Raw genomic sequence first — 23,048 nt, forward strand, 5'->3', positions numbered from 1 at the left:
CCCCACGAGACACACAGGTTTATAAGCGCTCCATAAGGAGTGTCAATGCGTAGACGCCTGTGAGCCGTTGACTTTACCTTCTTATTAACTGACGAGACGTTTCAACGCCTCGGGCGCCGACCCTATCCGGTCGCTCACCTGGCCAAGTACCCGCCCCGCAGCCGGGAGTTCAGCCCTGGACCGCCGCCGGGTCCATCCACATGACCTCCCAGGTGTGCCCGTCCAGGTCGTCGAAGGCGCGGCCGTACATGAAGCCGTGGTCCTGCGGCTCGCCGTGTGCCGTGCCGCCCGCCGCGATCGCCCTGTCCACCAGCTCGTCCACCCGCGCACGGCTCTCGGCGCTCAGACAGAGCAGCACCTCGCTGGAGGTCCGTGCGTCCACGACCTCCTTGTCGGTGAAGCGGGCGTAGTGCTCGCGCGTCATGAGCATCGCCACGATGGTGTCGCTGATGACGACACAGGCGCACTCGTCGGTGCTGAACTGCGGGTTGATCTCGTAGCCCAGCCCGGTGAAGAACTTCCGCGCGGCCGGGACGTCGGCGGTGACCAGATTGACGAAGATCATCTGACGGTACATGGGGCCCTCCGGGGTCCGTGTGCTCGATGGTGTCCGCCGGTGTAGACGGTGGGCGGCCCCGGAACTCATCGGTGTTCTCAGCGGGTTGTGGGCAGCGCGGACAGATAGGCGATCAGCAGGGTCAGCGGGCCGAACACCGCGAGCAGGGCGCCCGCCCGCAGCGCGGCGGCACTGCGCAGCATCGTCGCCGGGGCACCCAGGCGCAGCAGCGCGGCGTTGGTGTCGGCGCGGGTCTGGCGGGCCTCCACGGCGGCGGTCAGCAGCGTGGCCAGCGTGCAGCCGGCCACCACCAGCGTGGCGAGCAGGGTCAGCGGGCCGAAGGGCGGGGCGGAGCGGTCGTACAGCACGGTCATCGCGAACGCGGCCGACGCCACCGCGCAGAGCACGCCGAGCGGGCGCCCGATCCGCGTCGCCTCGGCCATCAGGACCCGCCCGGCCAGCAGCCTGAGCGCGCCGGGCCGCGCGCACTGCAGCAGGCGTCCGGCGAGGTACGTCAGCCCGGGCGCGGCCAGGACGAGACCGAGGGCGGTGAGCATCCAGCCCGCCAGCACCGCGGCGCCCTCGGCGGGCAGCGCGGCGAGCGAGGGCGCGGGCGTGACCCGGCCCGCGTACGCCTGGACCGCGAGACCGGCCGCAAGCGCGGCGACACCCCAGGGGAAACCGGCCGGGGCCTCGCGCGGGGCGGGCGGTACGGCGACGGCCTCGGGTTCGCCGAGGGACTCACCGACGGCGTCACCGGTGGTCTCGCCATCGGCCTCGCCGTCGGCCGGGGGCTCGGGGGCCTCGGCCGGACGGCGGCCGAGCGCCGTGTCGTACCAGCGCGCCCCCGAGTGCCGTTCGCTCGGGCGCAGGGCGAGGGCCACCGTCAGCGAGGCGACGGCCGGGGCGAGGAGGAGCAGGGTCAGTGCGGCCGGTACGGGCAGCGGCTGGTCGGCGGCGAGGAGCCTGGCACCGTCGCCGTCGAAGGGCATCCCCGTGATGTCGCCGCGCAGGTGCAGGAAGAACATCAGGGCCACCATCGAGCCCAGCACACAGGAGAGCGCCGTGGTCAGCGCCGAGATCGCCATCAGCCGGCCGGGGCCGAGTCCGACCGCCGAGAGGCCGGTGCGCGGCCGGGTGCCGGGGTCGGCGCGGGCCACCGCCAGCGCGAGATACGCGGTGGCGGCGAGCGGCACCACGCACCAGGCCAGGCGCAGCGCGCCCGCGCCCGGGGTCGCGGAGTGGCCCAGCGCGTAGCCGAGGGAGCCGAGCAGCAGGAACCCGGTGCCCGCCGAGGCAGCGGCCACCAGCAGGCGGCGCAGCTGGACGGCGGGCCGGGCCGCGCGGGTCAGGCGGAGAGCGAGCACGCGGCCCGGCCCTCCTTCTCCTCCGCGTCCGGCAGATGCACGGTCTTCACGCGCCGGCCGTCGAGCAGGGAGACGGTGCGGTCGGCGAGGGCCGCCGTCTCGGGGTCGTGGGTGGCGAGGACCACGGTGATGCCGTGGGAGCGGGCGGCCGTGGTGAGGGTGCGCAGCACATGGCCCCGGTCGGCGCGGTGCAGCGGGGCGGTCGGCTCGTCGGCGAAGAGGACCGTGGGGCCGGTGGCGAGCGCGCGGGCGATGGCGACGCGCTGGCGTTCGGCGTGGAGCAGCGCGTGCGGGCGCTTGCGGGACTTCTCGCCGACGTCCAGGCGCTCCAGCCACTCCATGGCGGCCACCTTGGCCCGGCGCCGGGTGGTGCCGCGCAGCATCAGGGGGAGCGCGGCGTTCTCCCAGACGTTCAGCTCGGGGACGAGGGCAGGGGCCGGGTCGATCCAGCCGAACCGGTCGCGGCGCAGCCGTTCGCGGGCGATCGGTCCCATGGTGTGCACGGGGGCGCTGTTGAACCAGACCTCGCCGTCGCGCACCCTGACCTGGCCGGACAGACAGCGCAGCAGGGTGGTCTTGCCGCTGCCGCGCGGGCCGCCGACGGCGAGGATCTCGCCCTCGCGCACACCGAGCGAGATCCCGGCGACACCGGGCGAGCCGTCGGGGTGCCTGAAGGTGAGCGAGCGTGCCCAGAGCACGTCGTTGTCCGGCGGGGCCTCCATGGCGTACACCTCGGTTCTGATCCGTTTTCCCGTGTGCGGTCCCCCGTCCGGGGGAACGAAACGCCGGGCCGATCGGTCACTCGCAAGGTAAGGAGCCGTAGGCCGGAGGCCGGACAGCACACGGCCCCGGGCCGCCGTTCTCACTCGAACGGGCGGCGCCGGGGCCGGGGCCGGTCGACCGACCGGAGGCATCCGCGCGGGAGGCCGGAGCCGGAAGGCCGGAGCCGGAAGGCCGGAGCCGGGAGGTCAGAGCTTGGTCCACGCCTCCGTCAGGGTGGCGCGCAGGATCTGCTCGATCTCGTCGAAGGTCTCCTGGTCGGAGATCAGCGGCGGGGCGAGCTGGATCACCGGGTCGCCCCGGTCGTCGGCGCGGCAGTACAGGCCGTTCTCGAACAGCTTCTTGGAGACGAAGCCGTAGAGGATGCGCTCGATCTCGTCGGCGTCGAAGGACTCCTTGGTGTTCTTGTCCTTGACCAGCTCGATGCCGTAGAAGAAGCCGTTGCCGCGTACGTCGCCGACGATCGGCAGGTCGTGCAGCTTCTCCAGGGTCGCGCGGAAGGCGCCCTCGTTGTCGAGGACGTGCTGGTTCAGGCCCTCGCGCTCGAACAGGTCGAGGTTGGCGAGGCCGACGGCGGCGGAGACCGGGTGGCCGCCGAAGGTGTAGCCGTGCAGGAAGACGTTGTCGCCCTTGTAGAAGGGCTCGGCGATGCGGTCGGAGACGATCGTCGCGCCGATCGGGGAGTAGCCCGAGGTCATGCCCTTGGCGCAGGTGATGATGTCCGGGACGTAGCCGAACTTGTCGCAGGCGAACATCGTGCCCAGGCGACCGAAGGCGCAGATGACCTCGTCCGAGACGAGCAGCACGTCGTGCCGGTCGCAGATCTCGCGCACCCGCTGGAAGTACCCGGGCGGCGGCGGGAAGCAGCCGCCGGCGTTCTGCACGGGCTCCACGAAGACCGCGGCGACCGTGTCCGGGCCCTCGAACAGGATCTGCTGCTCGATCTGGTCGGCGGCCCAGCGGCCGAACGCCTCGGGGTCGTCGCCGAAGACGGGGGCGCGGTAGATGTTGGTGTTCGCGGCCTTGTGCGCACCCGGCACCAGCGGCTCGAAGGGGGCCTTCAGCGCGGGCAGGCCGGTGATGGAGAGGGCGCCCTGCGGGGTGCCGTGGTAGGCCAGCGAGCGGGATATGACCTTGTGCTTGGTGGGCTTGCCGACCAGCTTGAAGTACTGCTTGGCCAGCTTCCACGCGGTCTCGACGGCCTCGCCGCCGCCGGTGGTGAAGAAGACCTTGTTGAGATCCCCGGGCGCGTACCCGGCCAGCCGCTCGGCCAGCTCGATCGCCTTCGGGTGGGCGTAGGACCACACCGGGAAGAAGGCCAGCTCCTGGGCCTGCTTGAGGGCGGTCTCGGCCAGCTCCGTGCGGCCGTGACCGGCCTGCACCACGAACAGGCCCGCGAGGCCGTCGAGGTACCGCTTGCCCTTGTCGTCGTAGATGGAGGTGCCCTCGCCCCGGACGATGGTCGGGACGGGGGAGTGCTCGTACGAGGACATGCGGGTGAAGTGCATCCACAGGTGGTCGTACGCGCTGCGGCTGAGGTCCTTCTGGGTCACGGTTATCGGGTTCCCCACATGTAGGTCTGCTTCTTGAGCTTCAGATAGACGAAGCTCTCGGTGGAGCGCACGCCGGGCAGGGCCCGGATGCGCCGGTTGATCACGTCCAGCAGGTGGTCGTCGTCCTCGCAGACGATCTCCGCGAGGATGTCGAAGGAGCCCGCGGTCATCACCACGTACTCGACGTCCGGCATGGAGGTCAGCGCGTCCGCGACCGACTCGACGTCGCCCTCGACATGGATGCCGACCATCGCCTGCCGGCGGAAGCCCACGGTGAGCGGGTCCGTGACGGCGACGATCTGCATCACGCCCTGGTCGAGCAGCTTCTGCACGCGCTGGCGCACGGCCGCCTCGGAGAGACCGACCGCCTTGCCGATCGCGGCGTAGGGCCTGCGGCCGTCCTCCTGGAGCTGCTCGATGATGGCGAGGGAGACGGCGTCCAGCTGGGGAGTGCCGCTCCTGGACTCGCGGGCGGAGTCCCTGTGTTCTGCGCTTCGACTGGCCACGCCCTCACTGTGCACGACGTCTCGACAGTTTTGCAAGGCTCGATCGATGAAATTCGTTGTTTACGGGCTTGCAGTGTGCGGATTTCGCAGGACCAGTGGTGGTGGGGGTGTTGAAAACGTGGGTGTCGCGACTAGGGTTGGGCTGTCTCAGCCACCGGACAGCCACACGGCCTCCGGGGTGGGACCGCTCGAACCCTCGAACCAGATCAGGAGGCCGGCAGTGAGCACCGAGCTGCGTCGTCTGCGCAACTACATCGACGGTGAGTTCCGGGACGCCGCCGACGGACGTACCACCGAGGTGGTCAACCCCGCCACCGGCGAGGCGTACGCGACCGCGCCGCTGTCCGGGCAGGAGGACGTGGACGCCGCCATGGCGGCCGCCGCGGCGGCCTTCCCGGCCTGGCGCGACACCACCCCCGCCGAACGGCAGAAGGCCCTGCTGAAGATCGCGGACGCGTTCGAGGAGCGGGCCGAGGAACTCATCGCGGCCGAGGTGGAGAACACGGGCAAGCCCACCGGGCTGACCCGCACCGAGGAAATCCCGCCGATGGTCGACCAGATCCGCTTCTTCGCGGGCGCGGCCCGGATGCTGGAGGGGCGCTCCGCGGGCGAGTACATGGAGGGTCTGACCTCCATCATCCGCCGCGAGCCGGTCGGCGTCTGCGCCCAGGTCGCGCCGTGGAACTACCCGATGATGATGGCGGTGTGGAAGTTCGCCCCGGCCATCGCCGCGGGCAACACGGTCGTGCTCAAGCCGTCCGACACCACCCCCGCCTCCACCGTCCTGATCGCGGAGATCCTGGGCTCGGTCCTGCCCAAGGGCGTCTTCAACGTCGTCTGCGGCGACCGCGACACCGGCCGCATGATGATCGAGCACCCGGTCCCGGCGATGGCCTCCATCACCGGCTCCGTGCGCGCGGGCATGTCCGTCGCCGAGTCCGCCGCCAAGGACCTCAAGCGGGTCCACCTGGAGCTGGGCGGCAAGGCCCCGGTCGTCGTCTTCGAGGACACCGACATCCCCAAGGCCGTCGAGGACATCTCGGTCGCGGGCTTCTTCAACGCGGGCCAGGACTGCACGGCCGCCACGCGCGTCCTCGTCCAGGAGTCCATCCACGACGAGTTCGTGGCCGCGCTCGCCAAGGCCGCCCAGGAGACCAAGACCGGGCAGCCGGACGACGAGGACGTGCTCTACGGCCCGCTGAACAACCCCAACCAGCTCAAGCAGGTCTCCGGCTTCATCGAGCGGCTCCCCGCCCACGCCAAGGTCGAGGCGGGCGGCCACCGGGTCGGCGACAAGGGCTACTTCTACGCCCCGACCGTCGTCTCCGGCGTCTTCCAGGACGACGAGATCATCCAGAACGAGGTCTTCGGCCCCGTGATCACCGTCCAGTCCTTCACCGACGAGGACCAGGCCGTCGAGTGGGCCAACGGCGTCGACTACGCGCTCGCCTCCTCGGTGTGGACCAAGGACCACGGGCGCGCGATGCGGATGTCCAAGAAGCTGGACTTCGGCTGCGTGTGGATCAACACCCACATCCCGCTGGTCGCGGAGATGCCGCACGGCGGCTTCAAGAAGTCGGGCTACGGCAAGGACCTGTCGGGGTACGGGTTCGAGGACTACACGCGGATCAAGCACGTGATGACTTCTTTGGACGCGTAGTCGCTCTGCTGGGTCCGGCTGGGTGGGGTTCGGTCGTATTTCGGCTGCGGGCGCGTGGGGGCTGGTCGCGCTCACGCGGCGGTAGCCGCATATCGACACAGCCCCGCGCCCCTTAAGGGTCGGACCCGGATTGTCTCTTTCGCGGCTCGGGCGGCACACTTTCCGGGTGCTTCACACCTCTGTTCGTGGTTCCGCCCCCTCCCGCCGGTCTCTGCTGCGGGCCCTCGGGGGCACCGCCGCGCTCGGCGCTCTGGCCGGGTGCGGGGTGCCCTCGGCGTACGTACGTGCCGGTGAGCGCTCGGTGCCGGACCGTTCGGCGGCCGATCACCGGCTGGTCTGGTCGAACTGGCCGCTGTACATCGACACCGATGACGACGACCCGAACAAGCGGCCCACGCTGGACGCCTTCGAGGAGCGCACCGGGATCTCCGTCGACTACGTCGAGGAGATCAACGACAACGACGAGTTCTTCGGCAAGATCAGCCCGGCGCTGATGAACCACCGGCCGACCGACCGCGACCTGATCGTCATCAGCGACTGGATGTGCGCGCGGTACGTCCGTCTCGGCTGGGTCCAGCGGATGGACCGCGCCCACCAGCCCAACGTGGCCAAGTACCTGGACCCGCTGCTGCGTTCGCCCGCCTTCGACCCGGGCCGCCTGTACACCGTGCCGTGGCAGTCCGGCATCACCGGCATCGCCTACAACCACCGCCGGCTCGGCCGCGAGATCCGGCGCGTGAAGGACCTCTGGGCGAGCGACCTCAAGGGCCGGGTGACGCTGCTCTCCGGCCTGGACGAGGCGTTCGCGCTGCTGATGCAGGGCAACGGCGTCGACATCACCCGGTGGACCGAGAACGACTTCCACACCATCTGCGACCAGATCGAACACCAGGTCCGCCGCGGCCAGATCCGCCGCTTCACCGGCAACGACTACACCAAGGACCTCGTCAGCGGCGACGTCCTCGCCTGCCAGGCCTACTCCGGCGACGTCATCCAGCTCCAGGCCGACAACCCCGACATCCGCTTCGTCGTCCCCGAAGAGGGCGCCGAACTCTGGTCCGACTCCCTGATGATCCCCGACCTCGCCGCCCACAAGGCCAACGCCGAACGCCTGGTGGACTACTACTACGCCCCCGAGGTCGCGGCGGAGCTGGCGGCCTGGGTCAACTACGTCTGCCCCGTCCCCGCCGCCAAGGACATCCTGGCGTCCTCCAAGGACGAGGACACCGCCGCCCTGGCGGAGAACCCCCTGATCTTCCCCGACCCGACGATGCGCTCCCGCCTCGCGATAGCGCGGGACATCACCTCCACGGAGCGGGTGGAGTTCGCGCGCCGCTGGAACCGGATCGTCGGGCTGTAGACCGGGGCCGGGCGGGCGGCCTGTGGCACGCTTCTTCGGTGAACAGGAAACCCGTCGGACCCGATCTGCGCGACCTCGCGCGGCTGCGCCGCGTGCGGGACCGTATGGACCGGGAGTACGCGCAGCCGCTCGACGTCGAGGCGCTGGCCCGGGGGGTCGGGGTGTCGGCCGGGCATCTCAGTAGGCAGTTCCGGGCGGCGTACGGGGAGTCGCCGTACTCGTATCTCATGACGCGGCGGATCGAGCGGGCGATGGCGCTGTTGCGGCGGGGGGACCTGAGCGTCACCGAGGTGTGTTTCGCGGTGGGTTGTTCGTCGCTGGGGACGTTCAGCACGCGGTTCACGGAGCTGGTCGGGGTGCCGCCCAGTGTCTATCGGAGCGAGGCCGCGCGGGCGACCGTGGGGATGCCGTCCTGTGTGGTGAAGCACGCCACCCGGCCGGTGCGGAAAGCGGTCAGGAATCGAGAAGCGCCCGGGGAGGGCCGCGACTAGCGTGACGGCCATGGACCTCAGCATTCACGCCAGCTTTCTGCCCCAGGACGACCCGGAGGCGGCCCTCGCGTTCTACCGCGACCTGCTCGGTTTCGAGCTGCGCAACGACGTCGGCTACAACGGACTGCGCTGGCTCACCGTGGGCCCCGCCGGGCAGCCGGAGACCTCCGTCGTACTGACCCCGCCCGCCGTGGACCCCGGCATCACCGAGGACGAGCGCCGCACCATCACCGAGATGATGGCCAAGGGCACCTACGCCACCCTGCTCCTGGCCACCCCCGACCTCGACGGCACCTTCGAGCGCCTGGCGGCCGCCGACGCCGAGATCGTCCAGGAGCCCACCGAGCAGCCGTACGGGGTGCGCGACTGCGCCGTACGCGACCCCGCGGGCAATCTGCTCCGCATCCAGGAACGCCGCTGAGGACCGTCCGCCGTACAGGACCGATGGAGAGACGATGACGAAGGCCAACCGGGCCGACGAGCACGCCGCCGACAGTCACGACATGATCCGTGTGCACGGGGCGCGGGTGAACAACCTCAAGGACGTCGACGTCGAGATCCCCAAGCGCCGGCTGACGGTGTTCACGGGTGTCTCCGGCTCCGGCAAGAGCTCGCTGGTGTTCGGCACCATCGCCGCCGAGTCGCAGCGGCTGATCAACGAGACGTACAGCGCGTTCGTGCAGGGGTTCATGCCCACCCTCGCCCGGCCCGAGGTCGACGTGCTCGACGGGCTGACCACCGCCATCACCGTGGACCAGCAGCGGCTCGGGGCCGACCCGCGCTCCACCGTCGGCACCGTCACCGACACCAACGCGATGCTGCGCATCCTCTTCAGCCGCCTCGCCGAGCCCCACATCGGGCCGCCCGGGGCGTACGCCTTCAACGTCGCCTCGGTCGAGGCCAGCGGCGCGATCACGGTGGACAAGGGGGCGCGCAGGGCGGAGAAGGTGACGTTCAGCCGCTCCGGCGGCATGTGCCCGCGCTGCGAGGGCCGGGGCGCGGTCACCGACATCGACCTCACCCAGCTCTACGACGACTCCAAGTCGCTGCGCGAGGGCGCGCTGACCATCCCCGGCTACAGCGTGGACGGCTGGTACGGCCGCATCTACACCGGCTGCGGTTTCTTCGACCCGGACAAGCCGATCGCCAGGTTCACCAAGCGCGAACTGCACGATCTGCTCCACAAGGAGCCCACCAAGATCAAGGTGGAGGGCATCAACCTCACCTACGAGGGGCTGATCCCGAAGATCCAGAAGTCGTTCCTGTCCAAGGACGTGGACGCGCTCCAGCCGCACGTCCGTGCCTTCGTGGAGCGGGCGGTCACCTTCACCGTCTGCCCCGACTGCGAGGGGACCCGGCTCAACGAGGGCGCGCGGTCCTCGAAGATCGAGGGCAAGTCCATCGCGGACGTGTGCGCGATGCAGATCACCGACCTGGCCGAGTGGGTGCGCGGCATCGAGGACGCGTCCGTCGCGCCGCTGCTGACCGCGCTGGGCCACACCCTCGACTCCTTCGTGGAGATCGGCCTCGGCTATCTCTCCCTGGACCGCCCCTCGGGGACCCTGTCCGGCGGCGAGGCCCAGCGCGTGAAGATGATCCGGCACCTCGGCTCCTCGCTCACCGACGTCACCTACGTCTTCGACGAGCCCACCACCGGACTCCACCCGCACGACATCCAGCGGATGAACAACCTGCTGCTGCGCCTGCGCGACAAGGGCAACACCGTGCTCGTGGTGGAGCACAAGCCGGAGACCATCGCCATCGCCGACCATGTGGTGGACCTCGGTCCCGGCGCCGGTTCGGCGGGCGGCGCGGTCTGCTACGAGGGCGATGTCGCGGGGCTGCGGGCCGGGGACACCGTCACCGGGCGGCACTTCGACGACCGGGCCCGGCTCAAGGAGAGCGTGCGCGAGCCCTCCGGCGCCCTGGAGATCCGGGGCGCCGACGCCAACAACCTGCACGACGTGGACGTGGACGTCCCGCTCGGGGTGCTCACCGTCGTCACCGGGGTCGCCGGTTCCGGCAAGAGCTCTCTGGTGCACGGCTCGATCCCGGCCGGTGAGGGGGTCGTCTCGGTCGACCAGAGCCCGATCCGGGGCTCGCGGCGCAGCAACCCGGCCACCTACACAGGGCTGTTGGACCCGATCCGCAAGGCCTTCGCCAAGGCCAACGGGGTCAAGCCCGCGCTGTTCAGCGCCAATTCGGAGGGCGCCTGCCCCACCTGCAACGGCATCGGCGTCGTCTACACCGACCTGGGGATGATGGCCGGGGTGGCCACCACCTGCGAGGAGTGCGAGGGCAAGCGCTTCCAGGCGGCGGTGCTCGAACACCGGCTCGGCGGGCGGGACATCAGCGAGGTGCTCGCGATGTCCGTCGCCGAGGCGCTGGAGTTCTTCGCCGACGGCGAGGCCCGCACCCCGGCCGCGCACCGCGTCCTGAACCGGCTGAACGACGTGGGACTCGGCTATCTCACCCTCGGCCAGCCGCTCACCACGCTCTCCGGCGGCGAACGGCAGCGGCTGAAGCTCGCCACGCACATGGCGGAGAAGGGCGGGATCTACGTCCTGGACGAGCCGACCGCCGGTCTCCACCTCGCGGACGTCGAGCAACTGCTCGGTCTGCTCGACCGGTTGGTGGAATCCGGCAAGTCGGTCATCGTCGTGGAGCACCACCAGGCGGTCATGGCCCACGCCGACTGGATCATCGACCTGGGCCCCGGCGCCGGGCATGACGGCGGCCGCGTCGTCTTCGAGGGCACCCCGGCCGACCTGGTCGCGGCCAGGTCGACGCTGACGGGACAGCACTTGGCGGAGTACGTGGGGGCCTGAGCGGTCAAGGCCCGGGAACCTCACGGCACTTGGCGGGAAATGGTCAGGACATCGCGCGCATTCGGCCGATCTCGGCCGTCTGCTGCGCGATCACGTCGTCGGCCATCTCCTCGATCCGGACGCTGTGACCCCGGGCCTTCACGTCCGTGGCCATGGTGATCGCCCCCTGGTGGTGGGCGATCATCAGCTTCAGGAAGAGGGCGTCGAACGCCTTGCCCTTCGCGGCCTTCAGCTGCGCGAGCTGCGCCTCCGTCGCCATGCCGGGCATCGACATGTGCATGTGGTCGTGGGTGTCGCCGTGATCGTGCTCGCCGCCGCCCCCGGCGTCCGTGCGCAGCCAGCTCTTCATGGCGGCGATCTCCGGCCCCTGGGAGGCGGCGATCCGCTCGGCGATGCGCTTCACCGCCGTCGACTCGGCACGTGCGGGGGCCAGTTCGGTCATCGTCAGGGCCTGGGCGTGGTGCTGGATCATCATCGTGGCGTACGAACGGTCCGCCGCGTTGGGGGAGTTGTCGTCCGCGCGCTGCGCGGCGGCCTCCTGTGCGGACAGGGTCCGGTTCGCCTCGCCCGGCTTGCCCGGTGCGATGACCGAAGGGCCGCTTCGCGCCGCCGACCTGGTGTCCGGATTCGCGTCACAGCCCCCGACCGCGAACACGGCGGCGACGGCCAGCGCGGTCGTGGCGAGGGAGGCGTAGGAAGCGCGGGACGCACGGCGGAAGTGCACGGTGATCTCCTGTCGCTGGCGAAACGGTGGGCAGGACGGCCGGCGGAGCACGGGTGGAACGGTGGCCCGGCGAAGGGCCGCGCGACCGAGGCTTTTCAGCCTTGTCACATTGCCCTCTGTTGACCTGTGCATGACGCAGACGATACTGCGGGGGAGCGTGAACCGCTTCCATACGACCGGCACCAGGGAGGCAGCAGTGACCCTGTCGAAAGAATCCCGAACGCGCCACAGACGCCTGGGAGTCGGCGCCGCGGCGGCCGGTCTCCTGGCCGCGCTGCTCACCGTCGCCCCGGCGTCCGCGACCCCGGACCCCGGCGACGGCCCCGCCGCACGGCACCCCGCCTCCAAGAGCGAGGCCGCCGGGGCGAAGAGCGCCGTCGCGGCCGGTGAGATACCCGGCCAGGACGAGATCGTCCACTCCCGCAACATCGAGCACCTCGCCAACGTCCCCAAGGACGCGCTGGCCGGCTTCAACTCGGACCTCGCCTTCCAGGGGAAGTACGCGTACGCCGGGAACTACGACGGCTTCCGCATCTTCGACATCAGCAACCCGAAGGCGCCGAAGACCGTCTCCCAGGTGCTGTGCCCCGGCTCGCAGAACGACATCTCCGTCTCCGGCGACCTGCTCTTCCTGTCGACCGACTCCTCGCGCAGCGACAACTCCTGCGCCAGCACCGCGCAGCCCGCGACCGAGAAGTCGTCGTGGGAGGGCATGAAGATCTTCGACATCAGCGACAAGAGGAACCCCAAGTACGTCGCCGCCGTCGAGACCGCCTGCGGCTCCCACACCCACACGCTGGTGCCGGAGCGCAAGAACGTCTACATCTACGTCTCGTCGTACTCGCCGAGCGCCTCCTTCCCCGACTGCCAGCCGCCGCACGACGGCATCTCGGTCATCAAGGTTCCGCGCAAGGCGCCCGAGAAGGCCGCCGTGGTGGGCTTCCCCGTGCTCTTCCCCGGTGAGGGGGCGGACGGCGGCGGCAACCCCGGCGCGCCCACCAACCCGGGCGTCTCCAAGACCACCGGCTGCCACGACCTGACCGTCCTGCCCTCGAAGGACCTCGCGGCGGGCGCCTGCATGGGCGACGGCATCCTGTTCTCCATCAAGGACCCGGAGCACCCGAAGGTCATCGACCAGGTCGAGGACAACGTCAACTTCGCCTTCTGGCACTCGGCGACCTTCAACCAGAAGGCGGACAAGGTCGTCTTCACCGACGAGCTGGGCGGTGGCGGCGCGGCCACCTGCAACGCGGCGATCGGGCCGAACCGCGGCGCCGACGGCATCTACGACATCGTCGGCCGGGGCGATCACCGCAAGCTGGTCTTCCGGGGCTACTACAAGATCCCCCGCCACCAGGCCGACACCGAGAACTGCGTCGCCCACAACGGCTCGCTGATCCCGGTCAAGGGCAAGGACCTCATGGTCCAGGCGTGGTACCAGGGCGGCGTCTCCGTCTGGGACTTCACCGACTCCGCCCGCCCGAAGGAGATCGCGTACTTCGAGCGGGGCCCGGTGTCCACCGACGTCCTCCAGGTCGGCGGCGCGTGGTCGGCGTACTACTACAACGGGTACATCTACTCGAACGACATCCTCAAGGGACTCGACGTCCTGAAGATCGACGACCGGCGCACCGACTCCGCACGGCGGGTGCACCTGCCCGAGCTGAACGTCCAGAGCCAGCCGGACTACTTCGACTGACCGCGCTACTTCGACTGAGCGGCCCTGGGGGTGTTTTTTCCTAGGACTCCTTGGACAGCAGCGACCTCAGGGTGCCGACGCGGTTCGTGGTGATCGCGTCGGCGCCGAGGGCGATCAGGCGCCGCATGGAGCGGCGGGTGTCCGGGGTCCACACCGACAGCAGGTAGCCGTCGTGGTGGACCCGGGCCGCCAGGTCGCGGTCGACCAGGGAGAAGCGGTAGTTGAGCCAGCGCGGCCGGACCGCCGCCAGGACCCCGGGGCGCGGCCGGGCCAGGCTCGTCCAGGTCAGGGCGATCTCGGCGGAGGGATCGGCGGCGCGGAGGGTGAGCATCGACTCGGCGCCCGCGCAGTAGTAGACCCGGTCCTTCGCGCCGCAGTCGCCGACCACGCCGAGAATCCGCTCCACCGTGCGGCGCCGGACCGGGCCGCACAGGTCCAGCAGGACCCGGGCGCCCTCCGTCGCCTCCAGCGCCTCGGCGAGCGTGGGCACCTGGCCGTCCGTCAGCTCGCGCAGCTGCCCGGCGGTCAGCGCGGACAGCGGGCGCTCGGTCTCCCACAGCCGCTTCAGCGTCTCGTCGTGCAGCAGCACGGGGACGCCGTCGCGGGTGAGCCGTACGTCGATCTCGACCGCGTCCGCGCCCTCGTCGAGCGCGGAACGCAGCGAGGCGACGGTGTTCTCGCGGAAGCGGTAGGGGTCACCGCGATGGGCGACGGCGGTCACGGTCTGCATGGGGCCATTCTGGCAGCCGAGTGGATCTCCGAGGAGTACCCCGCCGCTCTTCAGCGGGCGAGCCAGGCGTCCGTGTACGTATCGATCTCCGCCGCGATCCGCGCCTTGCCCGCCGGGTCCAGGAAGGACGCCTCGACGGCGTTCTTCGCCAGCTCGGCCACGCCCCGCTCGTCCAGGTCGAGCAGCCGGGCGGCGACCGCGTACTCGTTGTTCAGGTCGGTGCCGAACATGGGCGGGTCGTCGGAGTTGACCGTGACCAGCACACCGGCGTCCACGAACTGCCTGATCGGGTGCTCCTCCAGCGTGCGCACCGCGCGGGTGGCGATGTTGGAGGTCGGGCAGACCTCCAGCGCGATGCGGTGCTCGGCGAGGTGCGCGAGGAGCCTCGGGTCCTGGGCGGAGCTGGTGCCGTGCCCGATGCGCTCGGCGCGCAGCTCGGTCAGCGCGTCCCACACGGTCTGCGGGCCTGTCGTCTCGCCCGCGTGCGGCACCGAGTGCAGACCGGCCGCGATGGCGCGGTCGAAGTACGGCTTGAACTGCGGCCGGGGCACGCCGATCTCGGGGCCGCCGAGGCCGAAGGACACCAGGCCCTCGGGGCGGATGCCGTCCTCGGTGGCCAGCCGGGCCGTCTCCTCGGCGGCTTCCAGCCCCGCCTCGCCGGGGATGTCGAAGCACCAGCGCAGCAGCGTGCCGAAGTCCGCCTCCGCCGACTTGCGGGCGTCCTCGATCGCGTCCATGAAGGGCCGCGCCGGTATGCCGCGCCGGGTGGAGGAGAAGGGGGTGATGGTCAGCTCGGCGTAGCGCACCTGCTGGCGGGAGAGGTCGCGGGCGATCTCGTAGGTGAGCAGCCGGACGTCCTCCGGGGTCCGGACCAGGTCCACGACCGACAGATACACCTGGATGAAGTGCGCGAAGTCGGTGAACGTGAAGTACTCCGCGAGCGCCGCGGGGTCGGTGGGCACCTTGGAGTCGGGGTGGCGCGCGGCCAGCTCCGAGACGATGCGCGGGGAGGCGGAGCCGACGTGGTGGACGTGCAGTTCGGCCTTGGGCAGTCCGGCGATGAAGGCGGCGCGGTCGTCTCGCGCGGGGGTGCCGGTGGTGCCTGCGGTGCCGTTGTCGGTGCTGCGCTCGGTCAAGGGGTCCTCCCCAGGGGGAACGGCGCTCGCGGACGCACGGTGGTGCGCCGGGCGCGGGCGATCGGCTGATCGGTGGTGCCCGGACATCCTAGGCCGGGCTGCCGACAACGCCAGAAAACGGTCCCGGGGCCGGGCGCACGGCCTCGGGTGCGGCGGCCGGTCACAGGTCGGCCACCGAAAGCCGGGGCGGTACGCGTGAGGCTTACGATGATCCGACGATTCAGACGGAGGGGGATGGGTCACGTGACCGAACAGCCACAGCCCGGCGCGGGCGAGGGAGCGGGCTACGACCCGTGGGCGCCGCCCGCGAGCGGACCGTCGCTGGAGAAGGGCGCACCGGCCCCCGGCTCCGCCCCTGGCACGCAGCCGCCCGTGCCCCCGTCCTCGGTGCACGACCAGGCGACCATGACCTCCCTCCCGTCGGCCGGATTCGGGCCGCCGCCGGTGGCGGGTCAGCCGCCGTTCGCCGGTCCGCCCGTCGGCGGTCCCGTGCCGCCACCGGCGCAGGGCTGGAGCGAGTCCGCCGTACCGCCCCCGCCGTACGCCCCCACCGGGCCCGGCATGGCCGCTCCGCCGCCGTCGGCCGGTTACGGCTACCCCAGCTACCCCGGTCCCGCGCAGGGGTACGGCTGGAGCGGCGGTCCCGCGCTGCCGCAGAACGGCATGGGCACCTCCGCGATGGTGCTCGGCATCCTGTCGCTCTGCCTGTTCTGCTTCTACGGCCTGCCGTCCATCCCGCTCGGCATCATCGCCGTGGTTCTCGGCGTCAAGGGCAAACAGCGTGCCGACCGGGGCGAGGCCACCAACCGCGGTCAGGCCCAGGCGGGCTTCGTCATGGGCATCATCGGGATCGTGATCGGCATCCTGGTGTTGACCTTCTGGGGCGTGCTGTTCGCGAAGATCGTGCACGACTCGGACACCGACTCCGACAGCGACCCGTACGGGTCGTACAACTCCGCGCCCAGCGTGTCCGCGCCGCTGCTGCCGCGAGCCTGACCCGGCACCCGGCACCCGGCACCCGGCACCCGGCACCCGGCTCTGGCCCGGCGCCGGGCGCTTGACGGCCCGCCCCCCCCACCACCCGGGAGGGCGGGCCGCGCCGTTTCCTCAAGCGCTCAGCCGCCCAGCCGCTCCCGCGCCGCCATCAGCGCGAAGCCCAGCAGGTTGGGGCCCCGCCAGCGCTCGGGGTCACCGGCGCGCTCGTCGTCCGCCGCGAGGCCGATGCCCCACACCCGGTCCACCGGGCTCGCCTCCACCAGCACCCGCTCACCGGTGCCGAGCAGAAACGCGCGCAACTCCTCGTGCGCCGCGAACTTGTGCACGCTGCCCTCGACGACGATCCCGAACCGCTCGCGCTCCCATATCGCCTCGTCGAAGCCCCGGACCAGCCGCCCCGCCTTCTTCGCCTGCGCGGGATGCGCCGAGGCCAGCACCTTCCGCTCGGCCTCCGCGTCCTCGAACAGCCGCGCCTTGGCGGCCATCATCCAGTGCTCGGCCGTCGCGTACTCCACGCCGTCCACCGTGAACGGCGCCGGCCACCACTGGCTCAGACAGCCCGCGCCCGCCGTGCCGTCCGGGCGCGGCCGGTGCCCCCAGAAGTGCAGATACTTCACCCGGGTCCCCGCCCGGACCTCGTCGATCAGTGTGTCCAGTCCCACGATCTTCCCCATGATCGCGAGTGTGGCACGCACCACTGACACTCCGTCCGTTCCGGCCCATGGCGACTCGACACCTGGCCGACAGATTCCGTCGCGTAACCAAAAGGCAACAACGGAATCCCTTGTTGGCTGGATATCGCTCTGTCAGGATCGGCACTCAAATCGAGCTGGAGCCACGCCACCCGGCCCCCACGGGGTGTACGGCGGAGGAGAGCGACATGCACATCCCGGGCACCGCCATCCCGGAACGATTCCCCGCGCGCGACCGCTTTTCCGACGGCGCGCAGTTCATCGCGGGCCGCCCCGCCCGGGGCACCTCGGGCCGCACCCACACCGTGACCGACCCGGCCACCGGTGCGGAGATCCTGACGTACGAACTCGCGGGCGCGGACGACGTGGACGCGGCCGTCGCCGCCGCGTACGCGGCCTTCCCCGGCTGGGCCGCCACCACTCCCGGCGAGCGCTCCGACGCCCTGCACCGCCTGGCCGCCCTGGTCGCGGAGCGTGCCGAGGAGTTCGCCCGTGCCGAGTCCCTCCAGTGCGGCAAGCCGCTCAAGCTCACCCGCGAGTTCGACGTGCCCGGCACGATCGACAACACCGCCTTCTTCGCGGGCGCCGCCCGGCACCTCCAGGGCCAGTCCGCCGGGGAGTACTCCGGCGACCACACCTCGTACGTGCGGCGCGAGCCCCTCGGCGTCGTCGGCTCCATCGCGCCCTGGAACTACCCGCTCCAGATGGCCGCCTGGAAGATTCTCCCGGCCGTCGCGGCGGGCAACACGATCGTCCTCAAGCCCTCCGAACTCACTCCGCTCACCGCCCTCCTCTTCGCGCGCGCCGCCACCGACGCGGGTATCCCGGACGGCGTGATCAACATCGTCACCGGGACAGGACCGGAGGCGGGGGAGCGGCTGGTCCAGCACCCCCGGGTCGTCATGACCTCCTTCACCGGCTCCACCGGCGTCGGCAGGCGCGTCGCCACGCTCGCCGCGGGCACCGCCAAGCGTCTCCACCTGGAGCTGGGCGGCAAGGCCCCCTTCGTCGTCTTCGAGGACGCCGACGTGGAGGCCGCCGCCAACGGCGCGGTCGCGGGCGCGCTCATCAACACCGGGCAGGACTGCACGGCCGCCACGCGCGCGTATGTGCAGCGCCCGCTGTACGACGCGTTCGTGGCGCGGACCGCCGCCCTCATGGAGACCGTACGGCTGGGCGATCCGTTCGCCCCCGGCACCGATCTCGGGCCGCTCGTCTCGCACGTCCAGCGTGACCGGGTCGCCGCCTTCGTGGACCGGGCGCGCGGGTACGCGCGCGTGGTCACCGGCGGCGAGGCCCCGGAGGGCGAGCTGAAGGACGGCGCCTACTACCGGCCCACCCTGATCGCCGACGCCGCCCAGGACAGCGAGATCGTCCAGGCCGAGATCTTCGGCCCCGTGCTGGTCGTCCTCCCCTTCGACACCGACGACGAGGGTCTGCGGCTGGCCAACGACACGCCGTACGGCCTGGCCGCCTCCGCGTGGACCCGGGACGTGTACCGCGCGAACCGGGCCACCCGCGAGATCGCGGCGGGCTGTGTGTGGATCAACGACCACATCCCGATCATCAGCGAGATGCCGCACGGCGGCTACAAGGCGTCCGGCTTCGGCAAGGACATGTCGGCGTACTCCTTCGAGGAGTACACGCAGGTCAAGCACGTGATGTTCGACAACACGGCGGTCGCCCGCAAGGACTGGCACCGCACGGTCTTCGGGGACCGCGGCTAGTCGTCCGACGGTTCGCGGCCTCTTCTCACCGGAGGACTTCCCCTCCTCCAGAAGGACTTCCCCAGCTTCTTCCGAAAGGGCACCACGCGCATGGAGCAGTACGAGCCCGACTGTCCGAGCCCGGCCGTGGCGGCCGCCATGCGGCGCAGCCAGAGCGGCGGCCGGGCGGCGCTCACCCGCCGGTCCCTGCTGCGCGCCGGGGTGGGCGGCGCCTTCGCCGCCGGGGGACTCGGGGCCCTGAGCGCCTGCGGGATTCCCCCGGCGGGCCGGGCACCCGGCGGCACCCCGGCCGACGACCACTCGGCGCGGGAGAAGACGGTGAACTTCTCCAACTGGACCGAGTACATCGACGTCGCCGACGACAACAAGAGCCACCCCACCCTGGACACCTTCCGGCGTCGCACCGGCATCAAGGTCGCCTACACCGAGGACATCAACGACAACAACGAGTTCTTCGGCAAGATCAAGCCGCAGCTCGCCGCGGGCCAGGACACCGGCCGCGACCTCATCGTGGTCACCGACTGGCTGGCCGCCCGGATGATCCGGCTCGGCTGGGTGCAGAAACTCGACGCGTCCCACCTCCCGCACGCCTTCGCCAATCTGTCGGCCCAGTTCCGCAGCCCGGACTGGGACCCGGGACGCGCCTACTCCTACCCCTGGCAGGGCATCTCCACGGTCATCGCCTACAACAAGAAGGCGCTCGACGGCGTCGAGGTGAGATCCGTCTCGGACCTGCTCGACAATCCGAAGCTCAAGGGGCGGGTCGGCTTCCTCTCCGAGATGCGCGACAGCGTCGGGATGACCCTGCTCGACATGGGCAAGGACCCGGCGCGCTTCACCGACGACGACTACGACGCGGCGATCGCCCGTCTGCAGAAGGCCGTTGACAAGGGACAGATCCGCCGCTTCACCGGCAACGACTACACCGCGGACCTCAGCAAGGGCGACTTCGCGGCCTGTGTCGCCTGGGCCGGGGACGTGGTCCAGCTCAAGGCGGACAGCCCCGACGTCGACTTCGTCATACCCGACAGCGGATACATGACCTCGTCGGACAATATGCTGATCCCTAACAAGGCACGTCACAAGACGAACGCCGAGCGGCTCATCGACTTCTATTACGAACCCGAGCAGGCCGCCGCGCTGGCCGCCTACATCAACTACGTCACTCCGGTCGACGGGGTAAAGCCCTGGCTTGCCAAGATCGACCGGGACGCGGCGGCCAACCCGCTGATCGTTCCTGACAAGGTCATGCAGGCGAAGTCCCACGCCTTCCGCTCCCTGAGCCAGAAGGAAGAGACGGCCTACGAAGAAAAATTCGCGAAGCTCACAGGGGCGTGACGAGGATGAAGACGACGACAGACGGCAGCGGAGACGTCCGCCTCGACGGGATCGGCAAGACGTACGGTGCCTTCACCGCCGTGCACCCGCTGGACCTGACCGTGCCCCAGGGCTCCTTCTTCGCCCTGCTCGGCGCCTCCGGCTGCGGCAAGACCACCACCCTGCGCATGATCGCCGGGCTGGAGGAACCTTCCTGCGGCACCGTGCGCCTCGGCGACCAGGACGTCACGCAGCTGCCGCCGTACAAGCGGCCGGTCAACACGGTCTTCCAGTCCTACGCCCTCTTCCCGCACCTCGACATCTTCGAGAACGTCGCCTTCGGCCTGCGCCGGCGCGGCATCCGAAGCGTCAAGAAGCAGGTCGAGGAGATGCTGGAGCTGGTCCAGCTCGGCGAGCAGGCGCGCAAGAAGCCGCACCAGCTCTCCGGCGGCCAGCAGCAGCGCGTCGCGGTCGCCCGTGCGCTGATCAACCACCCCAAGGTGCTTCTGCTCGACGAGCCCCTCGGCGCCCTCGACCTCAAACTGCGCCGCCAGATGCAGCTGGAGCTCAAGCGCATCCAGACCGAGGTCGGCATCACCTTCATCCACGTCACGCACGACCAGGAGGAGGCCATGACCATGGCCGACACGGTCGCCGTGATGAACGCGGGCCGCGTCGAGCAGCAGGGCTCCCCGGCCGAGCTGTACGAGAACCCGCGCACCACCTTCGTCGCCAACTTCCTCGGCACCTCCAACCTGATCGAGGCCGAGGTCGACTCCCGCAGCGGCGACGAGATCGTGCTGCGCGCGGGCGACGGCAAGCTGCTGCTGCCCTCGGCCCGCTGCGCCACCCCGGCGGCGACGGGCGAGAAGGTCCTCGCCGGAATCCGCCCGGAGAAGATCGCGCTCACCCACGCCGACGACGCGGGCTCCGTCCCCGAGGGCCGCAACCGCCTCACCGGCACCATCGCGGACGCCGGTTTCATCGGCGTCTCCACCCAGTACGTGATCGACAGCCCGGTCGCGGGCGCGCTCGCGGTGTACGCGCAGAACGTCGAGCGCGACACCCGGCTCGTCCCCGGCGCCGAGGTCGTCCTGCACTGGAACCCGGCCCATACCTTCGCCCTGGACGCCGCTCAGGACATCGACGCCGGCACCGAGGAAGAGGCGGCCGTCTGATGCCGACGCTCACCGAGGCGCCTCCGCCCCTCACCGCGGCCGCGCCCGCGAAGCCACCCCGCAGGCGCGGCCGGTTCACCCCGTACTGGCTGCTGCTGCCCGGCATCCTGTGGCTGGTCGTGTTCTTCGCGCTGCCGATGGTCTACCAGGCGTCGACCTCCGTGCAGACCGGCTCGCTGGAGAAGGGCTACCAGGTCACCTGGCACTTCGCCACGTACTGGGACGCCCTCGCCGAGTACTGGCCGCAGTTCCTGCGCTCGGTGCTCTACGCCGCCGCCGCGACCGCGCTGTGTCTGCTGCTCGGCTATCCGCTGGCGTATCTGATCGCGTTCCGGGCGGGCCGCTGGCGCAACCTGATCATGGTGCTGGTGATCGCACCGTTCTTCACCAGCTTCCTGATCCGCACGCTGGCCTGGAAGACGATCCTCGCCGACAACGGCCCGGTCGTGCACGCCATGAACAGCCTGCACCTCCTCGACCTCACCGGCTGGCTCGGCTGGACAGCGGGCGACCGGGTGCTCGCGACCCCGCTCGCGGTGGTGTGCGGGCTGACCTACAACTTCCTGCCGTTCATGATCCTGCCGCTGTACACCTCGCTGGAGCGCATCGACGGCCGGCTGCACGAGGCGGCGGGCGACCTGTACGCCCGGCCCTGGACCACCTTCCGCAAGGTCACCTTCCCGCTGTCCCTGCCCGGCGTGGTCTCCGGCACCCTGCTCACCTTCATCCCGGCGGCCGGTGACTACGTCAACGCCGAGCTGCTCGGCTCGACCGACACCCGCATGATCGGCAACGTCATCCAGACCCAGTTCCTGCGCGTCCTGGACTATCCGACGGCCGCCGCGCTCTCGTTCATCCTCATGGCCGCGATCCTGGCCATGGTGACCTTCTACATCCGCCGGGCCGGGACGGAGGACCTCGTCTAAATGCCGCTCGTCACCTGGCTCAAGCGCCGGCTCGTGGTCATCGCGGGCCTGTTCACGCTCGCGTATCTGCTGCTGCCGAACATCGTCGTGACGGTGTTCTCCTTCAACAAGCCCAAAGGCCGCTTCAACTACGAGTGGCAGCGGTTCTCCACCGACGCCTGGAAGGACCCGTGCGGGGTCGCCGACATGTGCGGCTCGCTCTCGCTCAGCCTCCAGATCGCCCTGTGGGCCACGCTCGGCGCCACCGCGCTCGGCACGATGATCGCCTTCGCGCTGGTGCGCTACCGGTTCCGGGCGCGCGGCGCGGTCAACTCGCTGATCTTCCTGCCGATGGCGATGCCCGAGGTCGTCATGGCCGCCTCGCTGCTCACCCTGTTCCTCAACATGGGCGCGCAGCTCGGCTTCTGGACGATCCTGATCGCCCACATCATGTTCTGCCTCAGCTTCGTCGTCACCGCGGTCAAGGCGCGCGTGATGTCGATGGACCCGCGCCTGGAGGAGGCCGCCCGCGACCTCTACGCGGGCCCCGTGCAGACCTTCTGCCGGGTCACCCTGCCCATCGCGGCACCCGGAATCGCCGCGGGCGCGCTGCTCTCCTTCGCGCTGTCCTTCGACGATTTCATCATCACCAATTTCAACGCGGGCTCGACCGTCACGTTCCCCATGTTCGTCTGGGGCTCGGCACAGCGCGGCACGCCCGTCCAGATCAATGTCATCGGCACGGCCATGTTCCTGGTCGCCGTGCTGTTCGTGCTGGTCTCGATGCTCGTCACGGGCCGGCGCGGTCGTCAGAAGGCGTAAGCCGTCACAGGCGTAGAAGCC

Annotated in this window: 21 protein-coding genes; 12 read left to right on the plus strand and 9 right to left on the minus strand. The window is 70.6% G+C overall.

What is annotated here, in order from left to right:
- Positions 1-169: 169 nt before the first annotated feature.
- The 5 genes from AB0E91_RS26280 to AB0E91_RS26300 form a co-directional block, all read right to left on the minus strand.
- A complete protein-coding gene (locus tag AB0E91_RS26280; protein ID WP_361786637.1) occupies positions 170-577 on the minus strand; it encodes a VOC family protein in 408 nt (135 codons plus the stop codon).
- A 77-nt stretch (positions 578-654) separates the two neighbouring features.
- The gene (locus tag AB0E91_RS26285; RefSeq protein WP_361786640.1) at positions 655-1,923 is read right to left on the minus strand and encodes a hypothetical protein; all 1,269 of its coding nucleotides are present in this window, start codon (positions 1,921-1,923) and stop codon (positions 655-657) included.
- Positions 1,905-2,645, minus strand: coding sequence for an ATP-binding cassette domain-containing protein (locus AB0E91_RS26290; RefSeq protein WP_361786643.1), 741 nt, complete (start codon positions 2,643-2,645; stop codon positions 1,905-1,907). Before AB0E91_RS26290 ends, AB0E91_RS26285 begins: the two co-directional genes overlap by 19 nt.
- Before the next feature lie 246 nt (positions 2,646-2,891).
- Positions 2,892-4,256 (minus strand): aspartate aminotransferase family protein, encoded by a 1,365-nt coding sequence (locus AB0E91_RS26295; RefSeq protein ID WP_361786646.1) that lies wholly within the window; start codon positions 4,254-4,256, stop codon positions 2,892-2,894.
- A gap of 2 nt (positions 4,257-4,258) precedes the next feature.
- Positions 4,259-4,777: an Lrp/AsnC family transcriptional regulator gene (locus AB0E91_RS26300; protein WP_361786649.1), complete on the minus strand. Its 519-nt coding sequence runs from the start codon at positions 4,775-4,777 to the stop codon at positions 4,259-4,261.
- Between the two features lie 205 nt (positions 4,778-4,982).
- Here AB0E91_RS26300 and AB0E91_RS26305 point away from each other — a divergent pair, with 205 nt between their 5' ends.
- The 5 genes from AB0E91_RS26305 to AB0E91_RS26325 all read left to right on the plus strand — a co-directional run bounded on the left by AB0E91_RS26305 (position 4,983) and on the right by AB0E91_RS26325 (position 11,101).
- A complete protein-coding gene (locus tag AB0E91_RS26305) occupies positions 4,983-6,422 on the plus strand; it encodes a gamma-aminobutyraldehyde dehydrogenase (RefSeq protein ID WP_361786652.1) in 1,440 nt (479 codons plus the stop codon).
- A 166-nt stretch (positions 6,423-6,588) separates the two neighbouring features.
- The gene (locus tag AB0E91_RS26310) at positions 6,589-7,782 is read left to right on the plus strand and encodes an extracellular solute-binding protein (RefSeq protein WP_361786655.1); all 1,194 of its coding nucleotides are present in this window, start codon (positions 6,589-6,591) and stop codon (positions 7,780-7,782) included.
- A 104-nt stretch (positions 7,783-7,886) separates the two neighbouring features.
- Entirely contained in the window at positions 7,887-8,273 is a 387-nt protein-coding gene (locus AB0E91_RS26315; RefSeq protein ID WP_361786923.1) for a helix-turn-helix transcriptional regulator, read from the plus strand.
- A gap of 10 nt (positions 8,274-8,283) precedes the next feature.
- Positions 8,284-8,694, plus strand: a complete 411-nt coding sequence (locus tag AB0E91_RS26320; protein ID WP_361786658.1) for a VOC family protein — start codon at positions 8,284-8,286, stop codon at positions 8,692-8,694.
- A gap of 34 nt (positions 8,695-8,728) precedes the next feature.
- The gene (locus AB0E91_RS26325; protein ID WP_361786661.1) at positions 8,729-11,101 is read left to right on the plus strand and encodes an excinuclease ABC subunit UvrA; all 2,373 of its coding nucleotides are present in this window, start codon (positions 8,729-8,731) and stop codon (positions 11,099-11,101) included.
- A gap of 43 nt (positions 11,102-11,144) precedes the next feature.
- Here the strand turns inward: AB0E91_RS26325 and AB0E91_RS26330 are convergent, their stop codons facing one another.
- Positions 11,145-11,825, minus strand: coding sequence for a DUF305 domain-containing protein (locus AB0E91_RS26330; RefSeq protein WP_361786664.1), 681 nt, complete (start codon positions 11,823-11,825; stop codon positions 11,145-11,147).
- Positions 11,826-12,021: 196 nt separating this feature from the next.
- Between AB0E91_RS26330 and AB0E91_RS26335 the strand changes: the two genes are divergently transcribed.
- Positions 12,022-13,524: a hypothetical protein gene (locus tag AB0E91_RS26335; RefSeq protein ID WP_361786667.1), complete on the plus strand. Its 1,503-nt coding sequence runs from the start codon at positions 12,022-12,024 to the stop codon at positions 13,522-13,524.
- Between the two features lie 40 nt (positions 13,525-13,564).
- On the opposite strand, the gene AB0E91_RS26340 is transcribed toward AB0E91_RS26335, so the two are convergent.
- Both AB0E91_RS26340 and AB0E91_RS26345 read right to left on the minus strand, forming a co-directional pair.
- Entirely contained in the window at positions 13,565-14,254 is a 690-nt protein-coding gene (locus AB0E91_RS26340) for a glycerophosphodiester phosphodiesterase (RefSeq protein WP_361786670.1), read from the minus strand.
- Positions 14,255-14,304: 50 nt separating this feature from the next.
- On the minus strand, positions 14,305-15,390 hold the full coding sequence (locus AB0E91_RS26345; RefSeq protein WP_361786673.1) for an adenosine deaminase: 1,086 nt from the start codon (positions 15,388-15,390) through the stop codon (positions 14,305-14,307).
- Positions 15,391-15,624: 234 nt separating this feature from the next.
- On the opposite strand from AB0E91_RS26345, the gene AB0E91_RS26350 reads away from it, so the two are divergent.
- Entirely contained in the window at positions 15,625-16,386 is a 762-nt protein-coding gene (locus AB0E91_RS26350; RefSeq protein ID WP_361786676.1) for a DUF4190 domain-containing protein, read from the plus strand.
- Positions 16,387-16,505: 119 nt separating this feature from the next.
- Here AB0E91_RS26350 and AB0E91_RS26355 read toward each other — a convergent pair whose 3' ends face one another.
- Positions 16,506-17,060 carry an NADAR family protein gene (locus AB0E91_RS26355; protein WP_361786679.1) on the minus strand — a complete coding sequence of 185 codons (555 nt, stop codon included), beginning with the start codon at positions 17,058-17,060 and terminating at the stop codon, positions 16,506-16,508.
- A 206-nt stretch (positions 17,061-17,266) separates the two neighbouring features.
- Between AB0E91_RS26355 and AB0E91_RS26360 the strand changes: the two genes are divergently transcribed.
- From AB0E91_RS26360 to AB0E91_RS26380, 5 genes are all read left to right on the plus strand, one after another.
- Positions 17,267-18,805, plus strand: coding sequence for a gamma-aminobutyraldehyde dehydrogenase (locus tag AB0E91_RS26360; protein WP_361786682.1), 1,539 nt, complete (start codon positions 17,267-17,269; stop codon positions 18,803-18,805).
- Positions 18,806-18,895: 90 nt separating this feature from the next.
- Positions 18,896-20,143 (plus strand): spermidine/putrescine ABC transporter substrate-binding protein, encoded by a 1,248-nt coding sequence (locus AB0E91_RS26365; RefSeq protein WP_361786685.1) that lies wholly within the window; start codon positions 18,896-18,898, stop codon positions 20,141-20,143.
- Positions 20,140-21,300: an ABC transporter ATP-binding protein gene (locus tag AB0E91_RS26370; protein WP_361786688.1), complete on the plus strand. Its 1,161-nt coding sequence runs from the start codon at positions 20,140-20,142 to the stop codon at positions 21,298-21,300. Before AB0E91_RS26365 ends, AB0E91_RS26370 begins: the two co-directional genes overlap by 4 nt.
- Positions 21,300-22,226, plus strand: coding sequence for an ABC transporter permease (locus tag AB0E91_RS26375; protein ID WP_361786691.1), 927 nt, complete (start codon positions 21,300-21,302; stop codon positions 22,224-22,226). Before AB0E91_RS26370 ends, AB0E91_RS26375 begins: the two co-directional genes overlap by 1 nt.
- A complete protein-coding gene (locus AB0E91_RS26380) occupies positions 22,227-23,027 on the plus strand; it encodes an ABC transporter permease (RefSeq protein WP_161182143.1) in 801 nt (266 codons plus the stop codon).
- The last annotated feature ends 21 nt before the right edge of the window (positions 23,028-23,048 follow it).

The sequence above is a fragment of the Streptomyces sp. NPDC026659 genome (genome assembly GCF_040638245.1).
GTDB lineage: Bacteria > Actinomycetota > Actinomycetes > Streptomycetales > Streptomycetaceae > Streptomyces.